Source organism: Candidatus Methanoperedens sp. (assembly GCA_027460535.1).
In the GTDB taxonomy this organism is placed as follows: domain Archaea; phylum Halobacteriota; class Methanosarcinia; order Methanosarcinales; family Methanoperedenaceae; genus Methanoperedens.
The window spans coordinates 35,734-52,996 of the sequence record JAPZAR010000031.1 but is presented as its reverse complement, the minus strand read 5'-3'; the positions used below and the strand labels follow the sequence as shown (position 1 = coordinate 52,996).

At 43.7% G+C, this 17,263-nt stretch carries 18 protein-coding genes; 1 reads left to right on the top strand and 17 read right to left on the bottom strand.

Features of this window, described 5'->3' with window-relative positions; all coding sequences use genetic code 11:
• Positions 1-172: 172 nt before the first annotated feature.
• From O8C65_14500 to O8C65_14440, 13 genes are all read right to left on the bottom strand, one after another.
• Entirely contained in the window at positions 173-1,405 is a 1,233-nt protein-coding gene (locus tag O8C65_14500; GenBank protein MCZ7358128.1) for an ABC transporter permease, read from the bottom strand.
• Between the two features lie 19 nt (positions 1,406-1,424).
• The gene (locus O8C65_14495; protein MCZ7358127.1) at positions 1,425-2,786 is read right to left on the bottom strand and encodes a COG1361 S-layer family protein; all 1,362 of its coding nucleotides are present in this window, start codon (positions 2,784-2,786) and stop codon (positions 1,425-1,427) included.
• Complete coding sequence (locus O8C65_14490) at positions 2,783-3,490, bottom strand: ABC transporter ATP-binding protein (GenBank protein ID MCZ7358126.1); 708 nt, start codon at positions 3,488-3,490, stop codon at positions 2,783-2,785. The genes O8C65_14495 and O8C65_14490 overlap by 4 nt, the downstream gene beginning before the upstream one ends.
• Positions 3,491-3,550: 60 nt before the next feature.
• Positions 3,551-4,063: a PGF-CTERM sorting domain-containing protein gene (locus O8C65_14485; protein ID MCZ7358125.1), complete on the bottom strand. Its 513-nt coding sequence runs from the start codon at positions 4,061-4,063 to the stop codon at positions 3,551-3,553.
• Positions 4,064-4,162: 99 nt separating this feature from the next.
• The gene (locus O8C65_14480; protein MCZ7358124.1) at positions 4,163-4,762 is read right to left on the bottom strand and encodes a hypothetical protein; all 600 of its coding nucleotides are present in this window, start codon (positions 4,760-4,762) and stop codon (positions 4,163-4,165) included.
• Positions 4,763-5,111: 349 nt separating this feature from the next.
• Positions 5,112-5,999, bottom strand: coding sequence for a G1 family endopeptidase (locus O8C65_14475; GenBank protein MCZ7358123.1), 888 nt, complete (start codon positions 5,997-5,999; stop codon positions 5,112-5,114).
• Between the two features lie 422 nt (positions 6,000-6,421).
• On the bottom strand, positions 6,422-6,916 hold the full coding sequence (locus O8C65_14470; protein ID MCZ7358122.1) for a hypothetical protein: 495 nt from the start codon (positions 6,914-6,916) through the stop codon (positions 6,422-6,424).
• A 15-nt stretch (positions 6,917-6,931) separates the two neighbouring features.
• A complete protein-coding gene (locus O8C65_14465) occupies positions 6,932-7,840 on the bottom strand; it encodes a hypothetical protein (protein MCZ7358121.1) in 909 nt (302 codons plus the stop codon).
• 185 nt (positions 7,841-8,025) lie between these two features.
• Positions 8,026-9,276 (bottom strand): ABC transporter permease, encoded by a 1,251-nt coding sequence (locus O8C65_14460; GenBank protein ID MCZ7358120.1) that lies wholly within the window; start codon positions 9,274-9,276, stop codon positions 8,026-8,028.
• A gap of 39 nt (positions 9,277-9,315) precedes the next feature.
• Complete coding sequence (locus tag O8C65_14455) at positions 9,316-10,512, bottom strand: hypothetical protein (protein ID MCZ7358119.1); 1,197 nt, start codon at positions 10,510-10,512, stop codon at positions 9,316-9,318.
• On the bottom strand, positions 10,509-11,189 hold the full coding sequence (locus O8C65_14450) for an ABC transporter ATP-binding protein (protein MCZ7358118.1): 681 nt from the start codon (positions 11,187-11,189) through the stop codon (positions 10,509-10,511). The genes O8C65_14455 and O8C65_14450 overlap by 4 nt, the downstream gene beginning before the upstream one ends.
• A 1-nt stretch (position 11,190) precedes the next feature.
• A complete protein-coding gene (locus tag O8C65_14445) occupies positions 11,191-11,589 on the bottom strand; it encodes a hypothetical protein (GenBank protein MCZ7358117.1) in 399 nt (132 codons plus the stop codon).
• A 134-nt stretch (positions 11,590-11,723) separates the two neighbouring features.
• Positions 11,724-12,752, bottom strand: a complete 1,029-nt coding sequence (locus tag O8C65_14440; protein MCZ7358116.1) for a hypothetical protein — start codon at positions 12,750-12,752, stop codon at positions 11,724-11,726.
• Positions 12,753-13,050: 298 nt separating this feature from the next.
• Here O8C65_14440 and O8C65_14435 point away from each other — a divergent pair, with 298 nt between their 5' ends.
• Positions 13,051-13,608, top strand: a complete 558-nt coding sequence (locus O8C65_14435; protein ID MCZ7358115.1) for a cysteine hydrolase — start codon at positions 13,051-13,053, stop codon at positions 13,606-13,608.
• 231 nt (positions 13,609-13,839) lie between these two features.
• On the opposite strand, the gene O8C65_14430 is transcribed toward O8C65_14435, so the two are convergent.
• The 4 genes from O8C65_14430 to O8C65_14415 all read right to left on the bottom strand — a co-directional run bounded on the left by O8C65_14430 (position 13,840) and on the right by O8C65_14415 (position 17,232).
• Positions 13,840-14,430 (bottom strand): hypothetical protein, encoded by a 591-nt coding sequence (locus O8C65_14430; GenBank protein MCZ7358114.1) that lies wholly within the window; start codon positions 14,428-14,430, stop codon positions 13,840-13,842.
• 76 nt (positions 14,431-14,506) lie between these two features.
• Positions 14,507-15,664: a multiheme c-type cytochrome gene (locus O8C65_14425; GenBank protein ID MCZ7358113.1), complete on the bottom strand. Its 1,158-nt coding sequence runs from the start codon at positions 15,662-15,664 to the stop codon at positions 14,507-14,509.
• A gap of 128 nt (positions 15,665-15,792) precedes the next feature.
• Positions 15,793-16,980, bottom strand: a complete 1,188-nt coding sequence (locus tag O8C65_14420; GenBank protein MCZ7358112.1) for a Coenzyme F420 hydrogenase/dehydrogenase, beta subunit C-terminal domain — start codon at positions 16,978-16,980, stop codon at positions 15,793-15,795.
• A gap of 3 nt (positions 16,981-16,983) precedes the next feature.
• Positions 16,984-17,232: a 4Fe-4S binding protein gene (locus tag O8C65_14415; protein MCZ7358111.1), complete on the bottom strand. Its 249-nt coding sequence runs from the start codon at positions 17,230-17,232 to the stop codon at positions 16,984-16,986.
• Positions 17,233-17,263 lie beyond the last annotated feature (31 nt).

Below are 17,263 nucleotides of genomic sequence, written 5' to 3'. Positions count from 1 at the left end.
GAACAGTGATATGAAATAAGCTCTATTTGAGTCTTTTTTCTAATATGCACCATTCCAAAGGTTCGATTAGGTTCGTCCATCCATGCTTGCGCTTTTTTATTTTGTCTGCCGATTTTGAGCATTTATTATACCTGTGAGTGAGCACACTCATGAACGATATTTGAATCCACCTTTATTCGTATCTCAGAGCATCAACAGGCCTCAATTTCGATGCCTGGTACGCAGGTATTATTCCTGCAAGAATTCCTACTATGACCGATACTGATAATGCCATCATTATTGAGTTCAATGTCACTATTGTGCCCCCTCTTGCCATGGGAAGACCTCCCCCCATAAGCGCAGGCATGAAGCCAGAAAGCATTGTTCCGAGGATTACGCCAATTATTCCACCAACGAGTCCGATAAATCCTGCATTGAACAGGAATATGAGCAAAATGTCGGGATTGCGCGCGCCGATAGCTTTCATTATCCCGATTTCCTTAGTCTTTTCAAGGACGGAAGTGAACATGGTATTTGCAATACCGATGGAACCCACAATCAATGAAACCGCTGCAATTGCAAGCAGAAATGTGCTCATTGAACTCATCGTAGCCGCTCTGGCCTGCTGCATTTCCTTCCTTGAAGTGACTGAAAAATCCATTGTATTTTGAGTGACATGTCTTGAAATCATAAGTTTATTCTGGATTTCCGTGATTACAAAATCTAACTGGTCCTGATTCCTGATCTTAACAACAAGTGTGTCGTAGATATCATTCGTCTTGTCTGGCATCACCTGGTATGCCATCTGGATCGGCATGTAAACGCTGGTGGTCTGGTCATTAAGAATTCCCACAACCCTGAAAGCAGCGGCGTTTATCGTTACCATCTTATTAATCCCGACAGGCTGGGAAAAATAAGAGGATGCGAGATTTCCCCCGATAACTATGACGTTCTGGTCAGCAGAATCAAGCATCCTGCCAGTTTGTATAGTAGTAGTAGTAATTTGAGACCATACTTTCTGGTCAACGCCTGTTACAGATACTTTCCCTGTTTTGCCAAGATAGGATATATTCACACTCTCTCTGATATTTGTGTCGATCAGAGCAATATCAGGTATACCCTTCAATGCCTGGAGGTCACTTCTGCCCAGTACTATTTCTTTGGTCGTTGCCTGGCCTCCTCCTCCCCCGCCGCCTCTCATACCATACATGCCGCCACCCCGTTCAGCGCCGGCTGTGATTGTAACGATGTCTCCGCCAAGAGCGTTCAATTGTGCATTCAGCGTTTGCTGCATCCCGTCTCCTATCGAAACAATCGCAATAACCGCAGCAACACCTATGACTATGCCCGTTATAGTCAGCCAGCTTCGCAGCTTGCTGTGAAGTACCATGTTAAACGCATGTTTGAAACATTTATTTAGTTTCATTTTGACCCGCAGGAAATTATCATTTCTTCTCGCGTTTGAATAAATCCTTCATTTTGAAACCAGGATCAAGCAGTTTGCGGCTCTTGTATTTCCTGTGGACTACAACTGCGCCAACGAGCACTATTATGCCGAAGAAATACAGCATGTTATTAGAGAGTACACTTGTTGGTTGTGTGGCTCCTCTTCGTCCCTGCATAGCGCTTGGAGATGCCATATTTTGAAATCCGATTTTGACCTGTTTTTCAACGACATTTCTTACTCCCATGGTATCGGTATAGGCTATTTGTATGAGCACTGTATCGGATGAGATATTTGTTGGACTTTGCCTTCCCTGGAAATTGGTATTGTTTCTGGAGGCTCTATTCTGGGAAGTCATATTACTCATTGAGGATTGCAATTTGAAGCTTGCAACCGTATAGTCTCCTTTGTTCAGATTACCTATGATGACTGAATTTGGGCCGCTTACACTCCAGACCGGCTGATCGGGAATAACCACAGATACCGAGTTTGCTGGGTTGCTTCCTATATTGGCAACGCTGAAAGACATCTGGCTGTTCGCATTATCTGAGTATGCCACATCGAAATCCGTTCCTCCGCCAACATACACCCCGGCAAATGTGCTTATTGTTTTGGTTTGGTTTGTCATTGAATCTTCATAAGTCAGGTATAAGTTCAGTTTGTATAATCCCGGCACTGCATTAGTATCTGCCATCACCTGGTATTCCAGGTCAGTGCCATTGCCAATATCGATGTACCTGATATATTTGGTATTGTCACTCCCGACTGGGAGAACTATCTTTTCATCATTCGCCCAGCTGAAAGTCAGATCCCGGAGGGGTGCATTCCCGACATTATTGATCGTGAATATTAAGCTGCTTTGCCTTCCCGGAACGAGCATCGTCTGGCCAATGTGGATCACTTCAGCGTTTTCTTTGCTCTTCACATCAATGGACAGGCTTTGCTGGGTCACATCGGTTGAACCCGCCTCATAATACTTAACTTTGAATTGGTAACTACCTGCCGGAGCATTCCTGTTTATCTGCATATGGTACAGTATGACTTTTATATTTACAGTAGGATCACTCTTCTGATAGGGTTGAACTATTCCTACATCCTGAACTGCGTTTTCACCTGGTACAAGCTCAAAAGGATACTGTGGTATAACTTCCATCATAAGATCGCTAGTAGTCGTACCCCCGATATTCTGGATACCTATACGAACATCCACGGTATTTCCTGCAATAGCAGGATTAGGGTCAGAGTTTGCAAGGCTTACTGATAGTACTGATGAGCCTGCTAGATCTGCTAAATCTGCATAAACTGCAGGTGTGTAAGCTGTCAATACCAGTATTATCAAAACCGGAAACATTATTTTTTTCATTTTTTATTTACCTCGTTATTTTCAGATATTTTCAAAATCTCTCCGTCTTTCAGTTCAATTGTTGTGTGAGCATATTTAGCCAGATTAAGGTCGTGAGTGACCATTATGATCGTTTTTCCATGCTCTTCCCACAATCTGTGAAGCATATCCAGGACTTCTCTGCCTGTAACACTGTCGAGTGCTCCGGTCGGTTCATCCGCAAGGATTATCTCAGGGTCGCCAGCAAGGCATCTTGCTATGGACACTCTCTGCTGCTGACCACCTGAAAGCTGTGTCGGACGATGATGCATCTTATCACTCAACCCCACCAGTGTCAGTATTTCTCTTGCCCTGTTTGCTGCTTTTTGGTCATCATATTCTAAGAATTCCAGTGGAAGCATCACGTTCTCAAAAGCAGACATCGACTGGATCAGGTTGTATTGCTGGAAAATAAAACCGATAGTCTTACCCCTGAATGAGGCAAGGTCTGATTCGCTTAATGTGCTGATGTCCTGCGATCGGAGATATAAGCTTCCTCTGGAAGGAATATCCAGGCAGCCTATCAGGTTCATCATTGTAGATTTGCCGCTTCCCGAGGCACCTATAATAGCCACAAAGTCTCCCTTCTTTATTTCAACGCTTATTCCTTTCAGAGCCGGCACTTCCACTTCGCCCATCTTGTAGATTTTCCAGACGTCCTTCAGTTCCATTATATTTTCCATCATATTACCTGTTGAATAAGAATTGAACGTAAAAAGTGCGACTGAAATTAAGACCAGTCATAATCATTTATTTTTCCGCCTTGCCAGAAGAGCCAATGCAAATAATCCGACCAGGGATAACACAATTCCGAACCCTGGAGCCGCTTTAGTCCCTGTCACGGCTGTATCTGCGGGGCTATCTTGTGGGTTTGCTGCAGGTGGCTGCCCTATAGCCATCAGGGCTGCACTGGGATCGGTAGCGTGGTCAGGCTGGTTAGCAAATAACGTTCCGTACGAGTTAAGCGGCAACGTTCTGTTTGAGGAACGCATTCCAAACGTTCCGTTAGAGCGGCGCATCCCCGGTGTTCTGCTGGTGTTGCGTGGAACATAAGTTCCGTTAGAATTGTTCTGTCCGAACATCCCGCTGGAGTTGCGCATTCCACTGCCTGAAGCTATTACATGGCAGGTGCCGCATGAACCAGCGCTATACACTGCGGTGAGATTTGTAAGATACTGGAGCCGTGCGAAAGACTCCGGTGCTCCTGAAAGAATTGCTAATGTTAACAAAAGTAACACTACTACGCCTTTCCTATTCATACATCTCCTTCTTGTCTCTTTTTTGTTAATATATTTATATTGAGGGATATTAAAGGAATCCCCGCTTGGGGGATTCCCATTACTATCCTTTTTCTATTTCTAATTGCCCGATCCGAACTTACGCGCTCCGAACATTCCATTGGCATTGTGCATTCCGCCACCGGATGCTATATCAGGGGATGTCAGTAGTACATTGTAAGTTCCAGTGTAATTCGTACCGGAGGTCATTGTTAGAGTTCCATTTGAGAGCATTACCCCTTCATATTTAGACATTGAAAGCGAGATGCTACCTGCTTCACTTGGGGTGAAACCCGCATGGTTCGTCCCCCGCGGAGGCACCGTATATATGGTTCCAACTAGTGATGTGTTGGTATAGCCTGTTATGGTGAGACTATACGGCTGACCTGCGAATCTGAGATTAGCTCTGGTTCGACTTTGCGTTGCATTACTGATCTTCATAGCCGTCACATCCAGAACGTGATATTGGGTTGTATCTGATGGATTCAAAGCAAACCCGTGCCCCATGACTATAGGTACAATATTCTGTCTGAACGTTCCCATAGCGTTATGCGATGCCCCGTATCCTCTTCCCATACCCGGACCCGAAGGCTGGGCAAATACAGTTACTGCCAATGGTGCAGAAACCAACAAAACCGCAGTAAACAATGTCAATATTGCTGTTTTCTTCGTTATTTTCATTTGATTTACCTCGAATGCCTACTTTGATTGAACGATACTTAATTTCGATGCAGAACTTTGACATGAAATGAGCCTTATTTGAGTTCTTTTTTGGATAAAAACCATTCTAATGGTTCTATAACGTTCATAAGTTCACTATTATCCTTTTTTACCATATATATCATCTTTGGAGCACTATTACCCGTAAGTTAAGATTTTTCTACGTGTATTGCACGAATATTAGCAATAAGCTTGCTTGGGGAAAATGAACGAATAAAAAAAAGGAACTGAAAACTGGAGAAAAATAGGAGGAGTGCAGAGCTACAATTCACTAAGTTCTTCTGTATTTGAACGATCGTTGAGGTGGTAACTAGTGTTCAAATCTCTGGCCGAATCCACCTTTGAATCTTCCTCTACTGTGGCTTTGCCCGTTCAATGGCTGGATACCATGGACGTCTGTCACAACTCTGCGCCAGCCGGTCCTTCCTGAGGGAGAAACGATCTGCGTCGATGTTGAAGAGGTGCGGGCTACGGTGAAACTGGCTCCATCGCTTCCCAGGGCTGAAGGGTGAGCCAGGACCTGACGGAGATTATTAGCCATGACTATAGAGTGCGCGTTAGCCTGGGCAGGGGTCAGTGCAGTGCCGTCTTTAACAGCCGATAAAGCGCTGAATTGTACGGAGCCGAAATTATCGAGCGGAATGAAAGATCTGCCGCGAACCGGCATTTCCTGGATCCATTCTGCTGAGGATAAGGATGCGGCGTAGGTAACTGTTGTCTGGTAATTCTGGCCTGTGGTATCATCACTCAAAGAGATCGTCCAGTGGTTCGCTGATTGCTGGACAATAGAAGCGGTAATGGAATCACCGGAGTTGATCGTGAGCGGAATTTCCTGGGAGTTCGCCGGCAACATCTCATACCAGGCCTGGTAACTAACCTTGCCATTGTTATTGGCTAAAGCCTGCGTTCCCGTCTGAATTAAATGATTACCGGCTGTACCTCCAATGCCCACCCAGGTTGCGTCGGCTGAAGTTCCTGTTGCGCTTACCTGCGGGACGCTCCATGATCCGCTTACCGAAGTAAAAGTACCCCCTGTAGCGACATACCCGGCCCAGTTATTGGAGAAATTCAGTCCTCTGCCGACATTAAGACTTGGATCGATTGCTCGTTCCGCTGTAATTTTCTGCCCAGGATTTGTCTGTGCCAGAAGACCAAGGAATATCAGTGGAATAATTGCATAGAATAATTTTTGTCTCATATCAATCTCCTTTCAGTAAAGCCTTCACTCCGGGGCTTGACGGCTATCCTGCAATGGTAGTTTCATGGTCATTCTCATTTTCTTCACCTAAGATGTCGGGTTGGATCGAACGATACATAAATGCGATGCAGAACGTTATAATAAAAATGCTTTATTTTGGTTCATTTTTTGATAAAAAACCATCTGAAAGTTCAAAATGGCGACATGAGGCCATCCAGATTCCTGCATCGAATCATCATTGAATTATTCCTCATTCCTGTCGAATTCCGAAATTTCGCAATATATCCATCCCAGCTGAGTCCTGAACTTGATCGTATAGCGGAGGAGAAGCGGCTCATAATAGGGAATTGAGATATTAATCATCATTTAAAGGGTTTTATTTGAATTAGGAATTGAATTTGGAGAAAACCCAAAAAGAACTATTATCTATAACATCTCAATATTTCAAGGGCTATTGTTGGAAGATTAAGAATGCTGCGCGAGAGATAGGCTACATCTTTGCGTATCTTTTTTCCGATCAAGGCGTTCATATGCTCTTCATAGACCTCGTGAGCTGTTTTCTTGAAATCCGCAGGATAATATGCATTTACAATAAAATTAGCCAAATATATTTTTTCATCAAGGCATGATTGCTTTTCAAATAAAGCAGGTACTGTGATTAGTTTCAGCCCATCATCCAATTCAGATAAAAAAATGAAGATTGACCTTCCCACATAAGCCTCTGCTGCTGCAGCTTCTATATTTCCTTTCAAACCGCTAGCATGAATTTTATTAATTAATAAGCTGCAGTAGCCTACTCCGGAGTCATTCAAAAAATATTTCACACTGAGGGTCAATTCGATATCCATTATGGGTATATTAATTTCAGAGTGCTGTATATCGGCTGCCAACTCCTTGAAATAATCCAAATCATCCATAAACCAGACTGTTTCCTATTTGAATTCTTTTTCTGACAAAAACCATTCTGAAAGTTCTATAACATTCGTTCTTCCATATTCATGCTTTTTTATTATGTTTCTCCTCTTTAAAGCGTTTAATATGCCTGTAAGCGAAGATTTTGGAATCATGATCTCATATCGAATATCAGCCTGCGTTGCAGAACCTCCGTTTTTTAACAATAAGCCTATTATTGCCTTCTCCTTATCGGAAAGAGTATCTATGACCTTTTGCATCTCGCCCGTGGCATGGATTTCTTTCGTTTCAGGTTTTGTTTCAGGGATAACTTTTTTCTCTTGATCCTGTGATTCTTTTTTCTCAGGAATGGCTGTTTTTTTCTGCATTCTGCGTCTATAGATCAGGAAAGTAGCTCCAGCAATCAACACAATAATTAGTGATACAGGAAGCACGGAAGTAACCAGACCACTTGATTGACCCTGTACTTCGGCCGGTACTTTGTAATCCACTTTGATCCAGGGAGACACCACCCTGTATCCCTGTATGGATAAGGTAAGCGAGTCCTCCTTGACCTGGAATTGATAATTGAGTTCCGGCTGTATGTCAAATTTCGTGACCTCAGAACCAGGCGGAAGATAAAATGTTACAGAATAATCTGAATAATAACCTTCTGAAGAAAAGTTGAGCGACCATGTATCTGCGCTCTTTGATGTCAGCATATCTGTTACGGCATAAAGCTGGCTGGTATTGTTGTCGAAGGTATACTGTGTCCCGTTTAAGAAATGCATATAAGATAGAGATCCGGGTGTGGCATAGCCTGTCAAGAGAACTTTCCCGGAATTGTCCACATAACCATTTAGCAATACCTGCTCCTCGTGTGGGATTTCCTGTGCATGTGTGGAATTTATCAGCAGTATCATCAAGAACAAGGCTGTTCGAACTTTCATGCTTACTGATAAATTGTATGCTTGCCAAAACATAAGTTATAGTCTCCAACCATAATTCAGCATAATGGGCGTCGCAGGATACCTGACCAATGAGTAAGGTGGCCAGTTAAAATTCTGTATTAAACATGAATTAATACTATCACAAGTTTTCAGTAAAAAATTTTTCAATTTTATATGTTCACCTCTTATTGCTCAAAACGCAGGGCATCCACAGGGTTCATCTTTGCGGCTGTCCTTGCAGGCACGACGCCTGAGACCACGCCTACGAATACGGAGAATCCAAGTGCAAAAATAAGAAGCTCTGGTGAGACGACTGCGTTCATTGTCCCGCCCGGTCCTATTGCCCTAAGACCAACTACGGATATTATGAGGGATATCAGTACGCCAAAAATTATTCCCAGCACCCCTCCTACGAACCCAAATAATCCTGATTCTATAAGGAAAAGTTTCATTACTTCATTATCCGTAGCGCCCAATGCCTTGAGCAGTCCTATCTGCCTTGTGCGTTCCATAACAGACATGAACATGGTATTCGCTATACCCACAGCTCCTACCAGAAGCGAAACTGCCGCTATCGAAGCAAGGAACAGCGATATGGTCTGGACGACACTGGTTATCTGTTGTTGTATTGTTGCGAACGCCGTGACTGTAAAATCTCTGGTTCTCGGATTGACGTGCCTCGACGGCATAAGTTTTGCTACAATATCATCGGCTATTTTACTCGCCAGCGCGGGGTCCGTTACCTTTACCGTAATCGACGTAAATGTATTCCTGGATACATTCGTGGTTATCACATCCCTGGCAAAATCATCCGACATATATACTGCATTATCACTTCCCCCTCCAAAACCTCCACCTGATTGTACGAATACTCCAACGACTTTGAAAGTCTTGCCCCCTATTGTAACCGGCCTGTTCAGGGTGATCGGCTGTAAAAAAGTTTCGTGCGCTAAAGAGTAGCCAATGACTACAGCGTTTGAATCGCCCGGCTGAAGATATCTGCCTGCTTCAAGCTGCGTGGTGACCATGGAACGCCAGACCGCGGTATCAATACCGCTGATAGATACGGAGGTCTTCTCAGTACCCAATATCATATCCGCCCGGCCAGATACCATGCCGTTTACATAGAGCACGCCCGGCACCTGCTTAATCACATTCACGTCTTTATCAGTGAGGTTAATGCTACCTCCGGAACCAGCCGATCTCCCTTCAAAACCCCCGCCTGAAGCCCGTGAAAAACCCGGAGTGACCGTGATCAGATCGGCTCCAAGGCTTCCCAGACGAGCCGCCACGCTCTCCTGCATTCCCTGGCCAATGGAAATTATAGCTACGACAGCGGCTACGCCTATTACAATACCTATTATAGTGAGCCAGCTTCGCATCTTGCTTTTTTTTACATGGCTCAGGGATAATTTGAAAATGTCAAAAGTCTTCATATTTAGTCCTCGTCAGTCCCCGTGTTTAAATACAGGGTCTCACCTTCCTTTTTGTTTCTGGAAATATGTTGTTATTTTTCTTCTCTGCCAGTATATTGCCAGTATAACAATAGCTGCAAATAACCATGTTGTATAATTTGTGCTTGCTGACCTGGTTTGTGTGCCAGACTGGGATAATTCCACAGGAAGATACTTTGTAATCGATTGTCTCTGTCCGCTTGTGTCGGTATATTGTATGTAGACCTCAAGACCGTTGCCAGCACCCGGTATTTTTGCAATCTGGAATATGGCTGATGTGTAATCACCCGGATTTAAATTCCCAAGCACAGAAGAACTGCTCCCTGTTGAAGAGAAGTTCTTTTGTCGCGGAAGGGTTACTGTCACTGCACTGGCAGGACTTATCCCTACGTTGGCGACATTTAGCGAAAAAGAGCCCAGAGTTTCCTGGTAACTTATCTCAAAATTAGTTGTCCCTGCGACAACCAGTCCAACAAAATTATCGGAGGAATAATTGTTCAGTCCTGTAATTGTTATAGGAAGATTATATACACCAGGATGGGCCGCAATATCTACGGCCAGATCAAATGTAATATCTGCCTCATCTCCTGCCTTCAGGTTGCCGAGGGAAAACAGAGTCCCTGCGCCAAGAATGGAAAACGCTGAATTCGTTCCTGTAAGGTCTATTCCAGCCACGGCGCTCTGTAGTGTGCCTGTGCCTGTATTTTTGAATTGCAGAGTCTCCTTATTAATGCTCATCGGTGCTATGGTTCCAAGCGTTGAATTGAGCAGCACTATCAAGGGCTTCCCCTTAATAGTTAATATCTGGTCCTCCAGCTTGGTTGTTACCGGAGTTTGTTGCGTACCGCTATTCATTTGCTGGCCCTTGTAGGTAATATAAACATTGAAATAATACTCTCCTTCCGTGGCATCAGGATTTATGTGGATCCTGAATTTTGCAGTTCTCTGGTCTCCCCAATTGTTTATAGTTCCCAATGAATACGCATCATCAAGGATCGTTACTGAATTGGCTGAAGCATTATCTTTGGGCTCCAGTCTGGCCGATACATCTTCCATGAACGTACCGAACCCCATATTCTGTATCGGCACATAGACATAGGTCGTATCTCCTGGAAAAACGGGTGCGCTTTCAGTCACAAGATAATTTGATTGAGCAGATGCGACCATTGATAACAATACTGTTGAAACGACTATCAAAATTAAATTGAATTTATTCATGTTCCACCTATAATTTTTCCATCAAGCATCTTAACAACTCTTCCTGCATATCCTGCAATCCTCATGTCGTGCGTTATCATTACAATAGTTAATCCCTCGCTGTTCAAGCGTTTGAAAACATCCATTATTTCGCTTCCTGATTTTGTATCCAGATTCCCTGTAGGCTCGTCTGCAAGTAGAATGGAAGGACCTGTGGAGAGTGATCTTGCTACTGCAACTCTCTGCTGCTGTCCGCCTGATAACTGGGAAGGAAAATGACCTCCACGTTCAGATAAACCAACAGTAGCTAGCAGTTTTCTTGACGTCTCCTCTATATCGCTCTGAGGAAATTCATGGATCCTCATCGGGAGCTGAATGTTTTCCAGTGTTGTAAGGGTAGGATACAGATTGAACGTCTGGAATACAAATCCGATTTTTTTCCCTCTTGTGCGCGCAAGCTCATTGCTGTTAAATTCTGATATGTCCCTGCCTTGAAGCAGCACCCTGCCTTTTGTGGGCATGTCCATGCAGCCAACCATATTTAGCATCGTTGACTTACCGCATCCGCTTGGTCCTGTTATTGCCACGAACTCACCTGCCTTGATGGCCAGGTCTATTCCCGCAAGCGCAGGTACATCAAACTCACCCATGCGATAAATTTTCCATACATCTTCCATTTCCATTATATTTTCCATCATTTCACCGGTTAAATAATTGCTGATGGCCCCAGCGCTTTGGATTTTGATTCTGGAAATCCGTTATCCATCCGCTGGACTCCGTCCGGGTCTTTTCCACAACACTGCCTGTATCCATATCGACAAGAGCGGTCAGGGTTATATTTCCCTGATTGAGGACAACACGGACGACCTTTTTATCCCCGTTTGCCGTTGATATTATCGATCCATGGTCCTGGACAGTAACATTATAATCGTTATTTCCAATTTCATTTCTCAACCCATTCTGAGCTGATTTTATTGCAAAACTCTTCTGCGACTCGTTCAGCGCAAATCCATGCGTCTCAATAAAGGTAAATCTTAGTCCGACTGCAACAGCCAGCAGGCCAATCATTACTAATGCCAATACTTTCCAATGGTTCATGGTTCGTCAAATGGACGAAAGGCCATATAAGAATATCCTGAAATTCCTCTGAAAGCAGTTTCAAAAAAATGAAATTACGGCTGCAATGGCCTTGATACTCCCACAATCATCCCAGCGGATGCTCGGCGTTTGAATCACTGTCTTTTCAATGTGAATGAGCCAACATATGTCGTACTTGAACCATCTGAAAATGCTCCTGTTCCCGTATATGTCGCTGTGATCGTATCATCAGTGATGGTTCCCTGTACCGGAAGATTATATGTTCCTCCTGCCCCGCTAAGAACCATTGTTCCTGTGAATGAGTCTCCTGAAATTGTTCCTGTGACAGTCCCGGATGTTGTAAAGCTGCCAGTTTCTGCTCCCGCACAGGTCGATGAAATACTTGCTCCATCATCAGTAACAGTCCCACTGAATGAATCTCCGCTGATTTTCAAGTTCCATGCCAATGTTCCGCTATTTGTATTGACACATGCTTCGCTGGTTTCTTTTTCTGAATAACTTCCTTTCCATATTGTTCCATTGATTCTATTATTGTTTTCTTCAGTGATGATCACTGTTGCATGCCCGCATTTTGAATTTGCCACTGTGTCTTTTACACAAACTCCAACTGTGTATTCTCCTGCCTGCGTCGGTATTCCTGTAAGTCTGCCGTTCACATCAATGATTGTTCCAAGCGGTGGAGCGCCTTCCCGGAATGTATCTGATTGGAATGTGTACGGCGGATTTCCTCGTGTCGCTGTCGCAATCACTTCATTACATCTTTGATTTACGGTGCATGCCACTTCCTGCGGGACAATTCCAATTGGCGGTTCTGTGATGACTATAGTGTATGAGATTTTTGCCGTATTTCCAGCGCTATCTGTCACAACAAACATGAATGGCTGCGAAATACTTTTTGATGATCCTGGCGCAAGAGTACCACCTCCTCCAATAGTTCCGTCTGGTCCCATGTTGAATCCTGGCGGAAGAGACGTTCCATCACCAATTGAAAAGTTATATGGGGGTTTTCCTCCCGTGACTTCAGGTTTGTATGTAGCAGTCCCTCCAGAGATCCATTGCGGCAATTCCTCAGTTTTAATCTGCAGAGACCCATCGGTTGTGGTGCCAGTACATCCACTTAGTATCAAAATAGAAGCAAGTAACACTATATATATATATTTCATTCAAGAATGATTAAACTTTAAGCTATTTATTTCTTTTGCTACTACCCAACTATTTGAGGACCAGGTAAGTTGAAAGAGATATAAAAGCAAAGTATTAATGCTATTATGATTGTTATTTTAACTATCTCTTGGAACGAATGGGATTGGAACCAGCATATCTCTTCCGGGGGGAGAGAAAGTGCGTTATGGGGTGTATATACATTGAAAAAAAGGGAGGTATCTATACACGAAAAGATTTCATAATAAAACGATCTACGAAACCCTAAAGGAAATAGTTGCTCCTGAACACACAGCACTTGTGGTATGGGATGTCCAGAATGCCCTCGTCAACAGTATATTTGATAAAGATGAATTCCTTGGAAATTTAAAAACCGTCATACATGCAGCAAGGAAAAGAGGGATTTCCATTATTTATACAAAGATCACACCATTACCGGCGGATTCTAATTCATCATGGTCAATTTATATTATGATGAAAAGGTACGGTGTCGATGACCCTGCCAAATTGCCGGAATTTTTGAAACCAGGAACTTCTGATGCTGATATTCCCGCAGATGTTGCTCCTCTGGACAATGACCTGGTAATCAAAAAGCATACAGCTAGCATATTCATAGACACTCATGTCGAGTACATGATCAGGAATAAAGGCATTGACGCCATTGTTTTCACGGGCATATCTACGGAATTTGGCATTTCTTCAAGTGCAAGGGATGCCTCAAACAGGGGTTTTTATCCTGTTGTTCTAAAAGACTGCGTATCATCCAGGGACAAGGAGATGCATGAGGCAAGTTTAAAGGCTCTGGCAGGGCTATGCATTGTTGTCCCTTTCGCTGAAGTTATAAAGGAATGGAAATAACCCTTGACAACATTATATTTCCAACGGTTTTTTATCATATTTCCAGAAAATCGATTTGTAGCCCATTCTCACAAAATGATAATAACCCAAATAGCTTATCATCCTTTAGGTAATATCATCTGATTGCGAGGTTGGCAGGAACAATTACCACCACCATCCTAACCCAACATTTAAAAACTTTTTTGCTGCCAACCTCATATTAATCAAAACAACCGGCAACCTGAGAGAGGTTTAAATCTTAGTTAGCTTTTTCCATGCTTCTACTGTCCCATCATCGCTAACCACAACAGCATATTTTTCCTGATTCGACAGGATAATATTCCATGCTCCTGCAATGTGTCTTATTTCATCAACTTCAAGGTTTTTGGCTCTGCTTCCCATGAATTTCAGCGCAATTTGCTCCGCTTCTTCCAATGAGATCCTTCCCATCTCTCCTTTTGGAACATCAAAAGGCGCCAGAATCTCTCCTTTCTGCAGGGAGCGCATCTTATCCATGATCTCTTTAGCTTCTGTTGAGACCGTAAATTCAATAAAAACGGCATATTCCCTGTTTTCTTCAATATATTTCATATCGATGCCTGTTCCAAATAAAAAGCTCTTATTAAATTTCAAATCAGTGATATCTTTTATTTGGATTGATTTTGTCTTTTTTCCGAATACCTTGAACCCGCGGTCTATTAAGAGCCTGAAATTCGTCAAAATTAGAGCTCCGCCACTTACCCTTGCATATCCAACGGTATATTCATCTTTATTCAGTTTTAGTTCCATGCTGTCCTGAACGGTTCCACTATCTCCCAGGAGATCGGTGGAAATCTTTTCCACAGCCTCTTTTTTATACCGCTAATTGACTTGGAAGTCTGCTCCAGAAATGAGAATTGTTCTTATCCCATTTCGATCTCTAAAGCTTTTTTCTTCTCCACAATAACAGAGCGGCCGCTGTCAGAGACGTAATCGATGCGATCAATCCCGGGCCAGACGCTTTTGGGGTTACCTTCACGGGTGTCCCCCACTGCGTGATATTGGTTATATTTGCCAATTCTACGTTTATGGATTCAGGTTCCATAGTGATAATCTCAGCTTCTAACTGATAAGTTAAGGTCGTCTGAGTATCCAGTTTGCCGGTGCCGTCCGGCACATCAAACTCGAACATCTCAGCTCTGCTCTCTCTTGGCTTGAATCTATTATCCTTAGATATAGATGCTGCCTTCCAGAAATCTGCCACTTCATTTCCATATTGGTCTATAAGTGTCTTGGTATAGATCCTCTGGTCGCTGAATATCGCCTGCCCTTTCTCATCACTTGCCTTAAAATCCAGGACAACCTTTCGTGAGGGTAAACCGCTTGGAATCATGTGACCAACATTATTGTTTGTGATATTGAGCGTAACTTTGACCCTATTTCCAGTCCTCTGGACTATGGATTCTATCTGGAATGCATTTTGTAAGAATTGCCCTGTGTGCCCGCCATACCAGAAGTGCTGGTAGACCTGATCCCGCATTGTCCCGTTCTTCGCTGCAACCCCATTTTTTGTCTCCATGTGGCAGTCCTGGCATTGCTTGCCCTCTGCTGCATAGGGGCCTTCTTTCCATTCAGTATATGTCCGTGAGATCGGCACACCGTTGATCGCGAAATCATGGCATCCTGCACAGAACTCTGATTTTGTATGCAATTCGGAGTATGTCGATGCATGTGCATCGGTCTTTGAATCCTTATAGGGGCCCTGCATGGGGTTGTTCTGGTTAAACGTATAATTATTATTCTCAACCGCAGTCACTGTATGGCAAAAACTACAGGTAATACCTTCAACGGATATCGATTTAGTCAGGTTGAAATCGTTGGTTATCCGCGTTGTGGGGGAGTGGCATGTCAGACAATAACTACTGTATTTCGGGTCGGATTGAAGAGCACGTAGGTATTCTGCCTCGAATATCGGGTCACTTACGGCCAGGGCATGCATCGAACGCGACCATTCATCATACCTGTCCTTATGGCAATTGGCACAGGAATAGCTGATCTGAAATTCCCCTGCGCCCTGCACCATCGGAATTATCCACATAAACATTAAGCCGATTATAGCTCCACATATTACTTTTACACGCATACGATCCTCCCGTTAGGCAGCTTCTCTAAATGTAATTTATCTTTCAATCCATAAAAAGCCTTGTCAAAATTATATCATTATCTTTACCAAAGGGCCTGTGATCCTTTCTCTTTGGCGATTTCTTTTATAATCGGCTTTAAAATTTCGGGATATGTATAATCCTGTACTGCTGTTTCAGCGACAATCCAGTCCCTGGTTACTTTTGATGGTGGTTCTCTTGTTTTCTCACCGATTTTTAATCCCTTTTTAAGCGCGGCTACTTTTCTCAGATGTTCGAGGTCTTTCAATTCTTTTTTTGCCAGAAGCCCTGATGCCACTGCCGAATCCAATAATTTTTTCCCAAGTTCAGTCCTGACAATCGTGGTATTCCAGCCATCTTCGCTTCCCACAGACCCTATTGAGATATCAGCATATTCAGCAGCATAATCATGGCAGGGAAGGCAGCCAAGCAGGCCGTATTTATGGAGTTCTTTTAAGCTATAGGTATGTACTGCAATCTTATCCTCAACCGTTATTTCTTGGATTATCATCTTGCCTTTTACATCTACTTTCTGGATATTGGATGGTTTTATTTTCTGGTTATCCTTCAGAAATTCCGTGAAGAGCCCGCGGTAATTGAAAGCCTCCATGCAGAATATTCCTATTTTCAGCTTATGTACGTCACCAAACTCTTTGAAATCAGGGGATCCGTCAATGAGGTGCTCTGCTATGGTTACACAGGGCATGCCCACTATGGCAAGCTTCTTAAATCCCGCTTTGATCGCATCCCGCCAGCAGGTGAGAACAGATGCCTCTGAAAGCTTGGTCCCTGCGGATTCGAGGATTTCTTCAGGTGTTGTGGCAAGTCTGGGTTTTCCGATCCATCCTTTGTCTTTATCGACAAGGAGGGCTGAATCTATGACCTCATCCTTCATCCCCTGTAGAAGCAGAGAGGTAACAGTACCTCCGATCTGTGCTTTTTTCAGAACTTTCTCATCCGTACTTTTCGTAGAACAAATTTCAAGATAGGGACCTAGAAGCTCATCCACGGTCTGACCTTTTGCCACAGGAGGTTTGGGGTATGTTGTTGAGTGGTTGCTGTTTATGACCGGGCAGACCAGCAGGTCTTTATCGAACATGATGCTATCTTCATCGAAGACCAGCTCCCCGTTTTCAAAACCTACGCCGGGGCTTGGGTTCACGCACACGCACGCGCCACAGTAAACACAGCATTCCCGTGCAACGGGTTTTACGAGCCTGCTGTCAGCATGTTTTTCAATGTCTAGATACATTTTTTAGACCTCCCTTTTGGTTATTTCGATTATCCCCACAGGACACTGGTTCTCACATAGCCGGCAGCCAAAACACATGTCCTCGGCGACCACCTCTGTGATCGTCCCCATCCACTGAGGGATCCTTTCTTCATACTCGGGCCCCTTAAAATCCGTGGGTTTTAACCTGAACACCCTGCGGGGACACATGTCCTCGCATATGCCGCAGGCGAAGCACTGGGACTGGTTGACATATACGTTATATCTGGGCATACAAATCCTCCAGAAGTGACCTTAAGAGGTC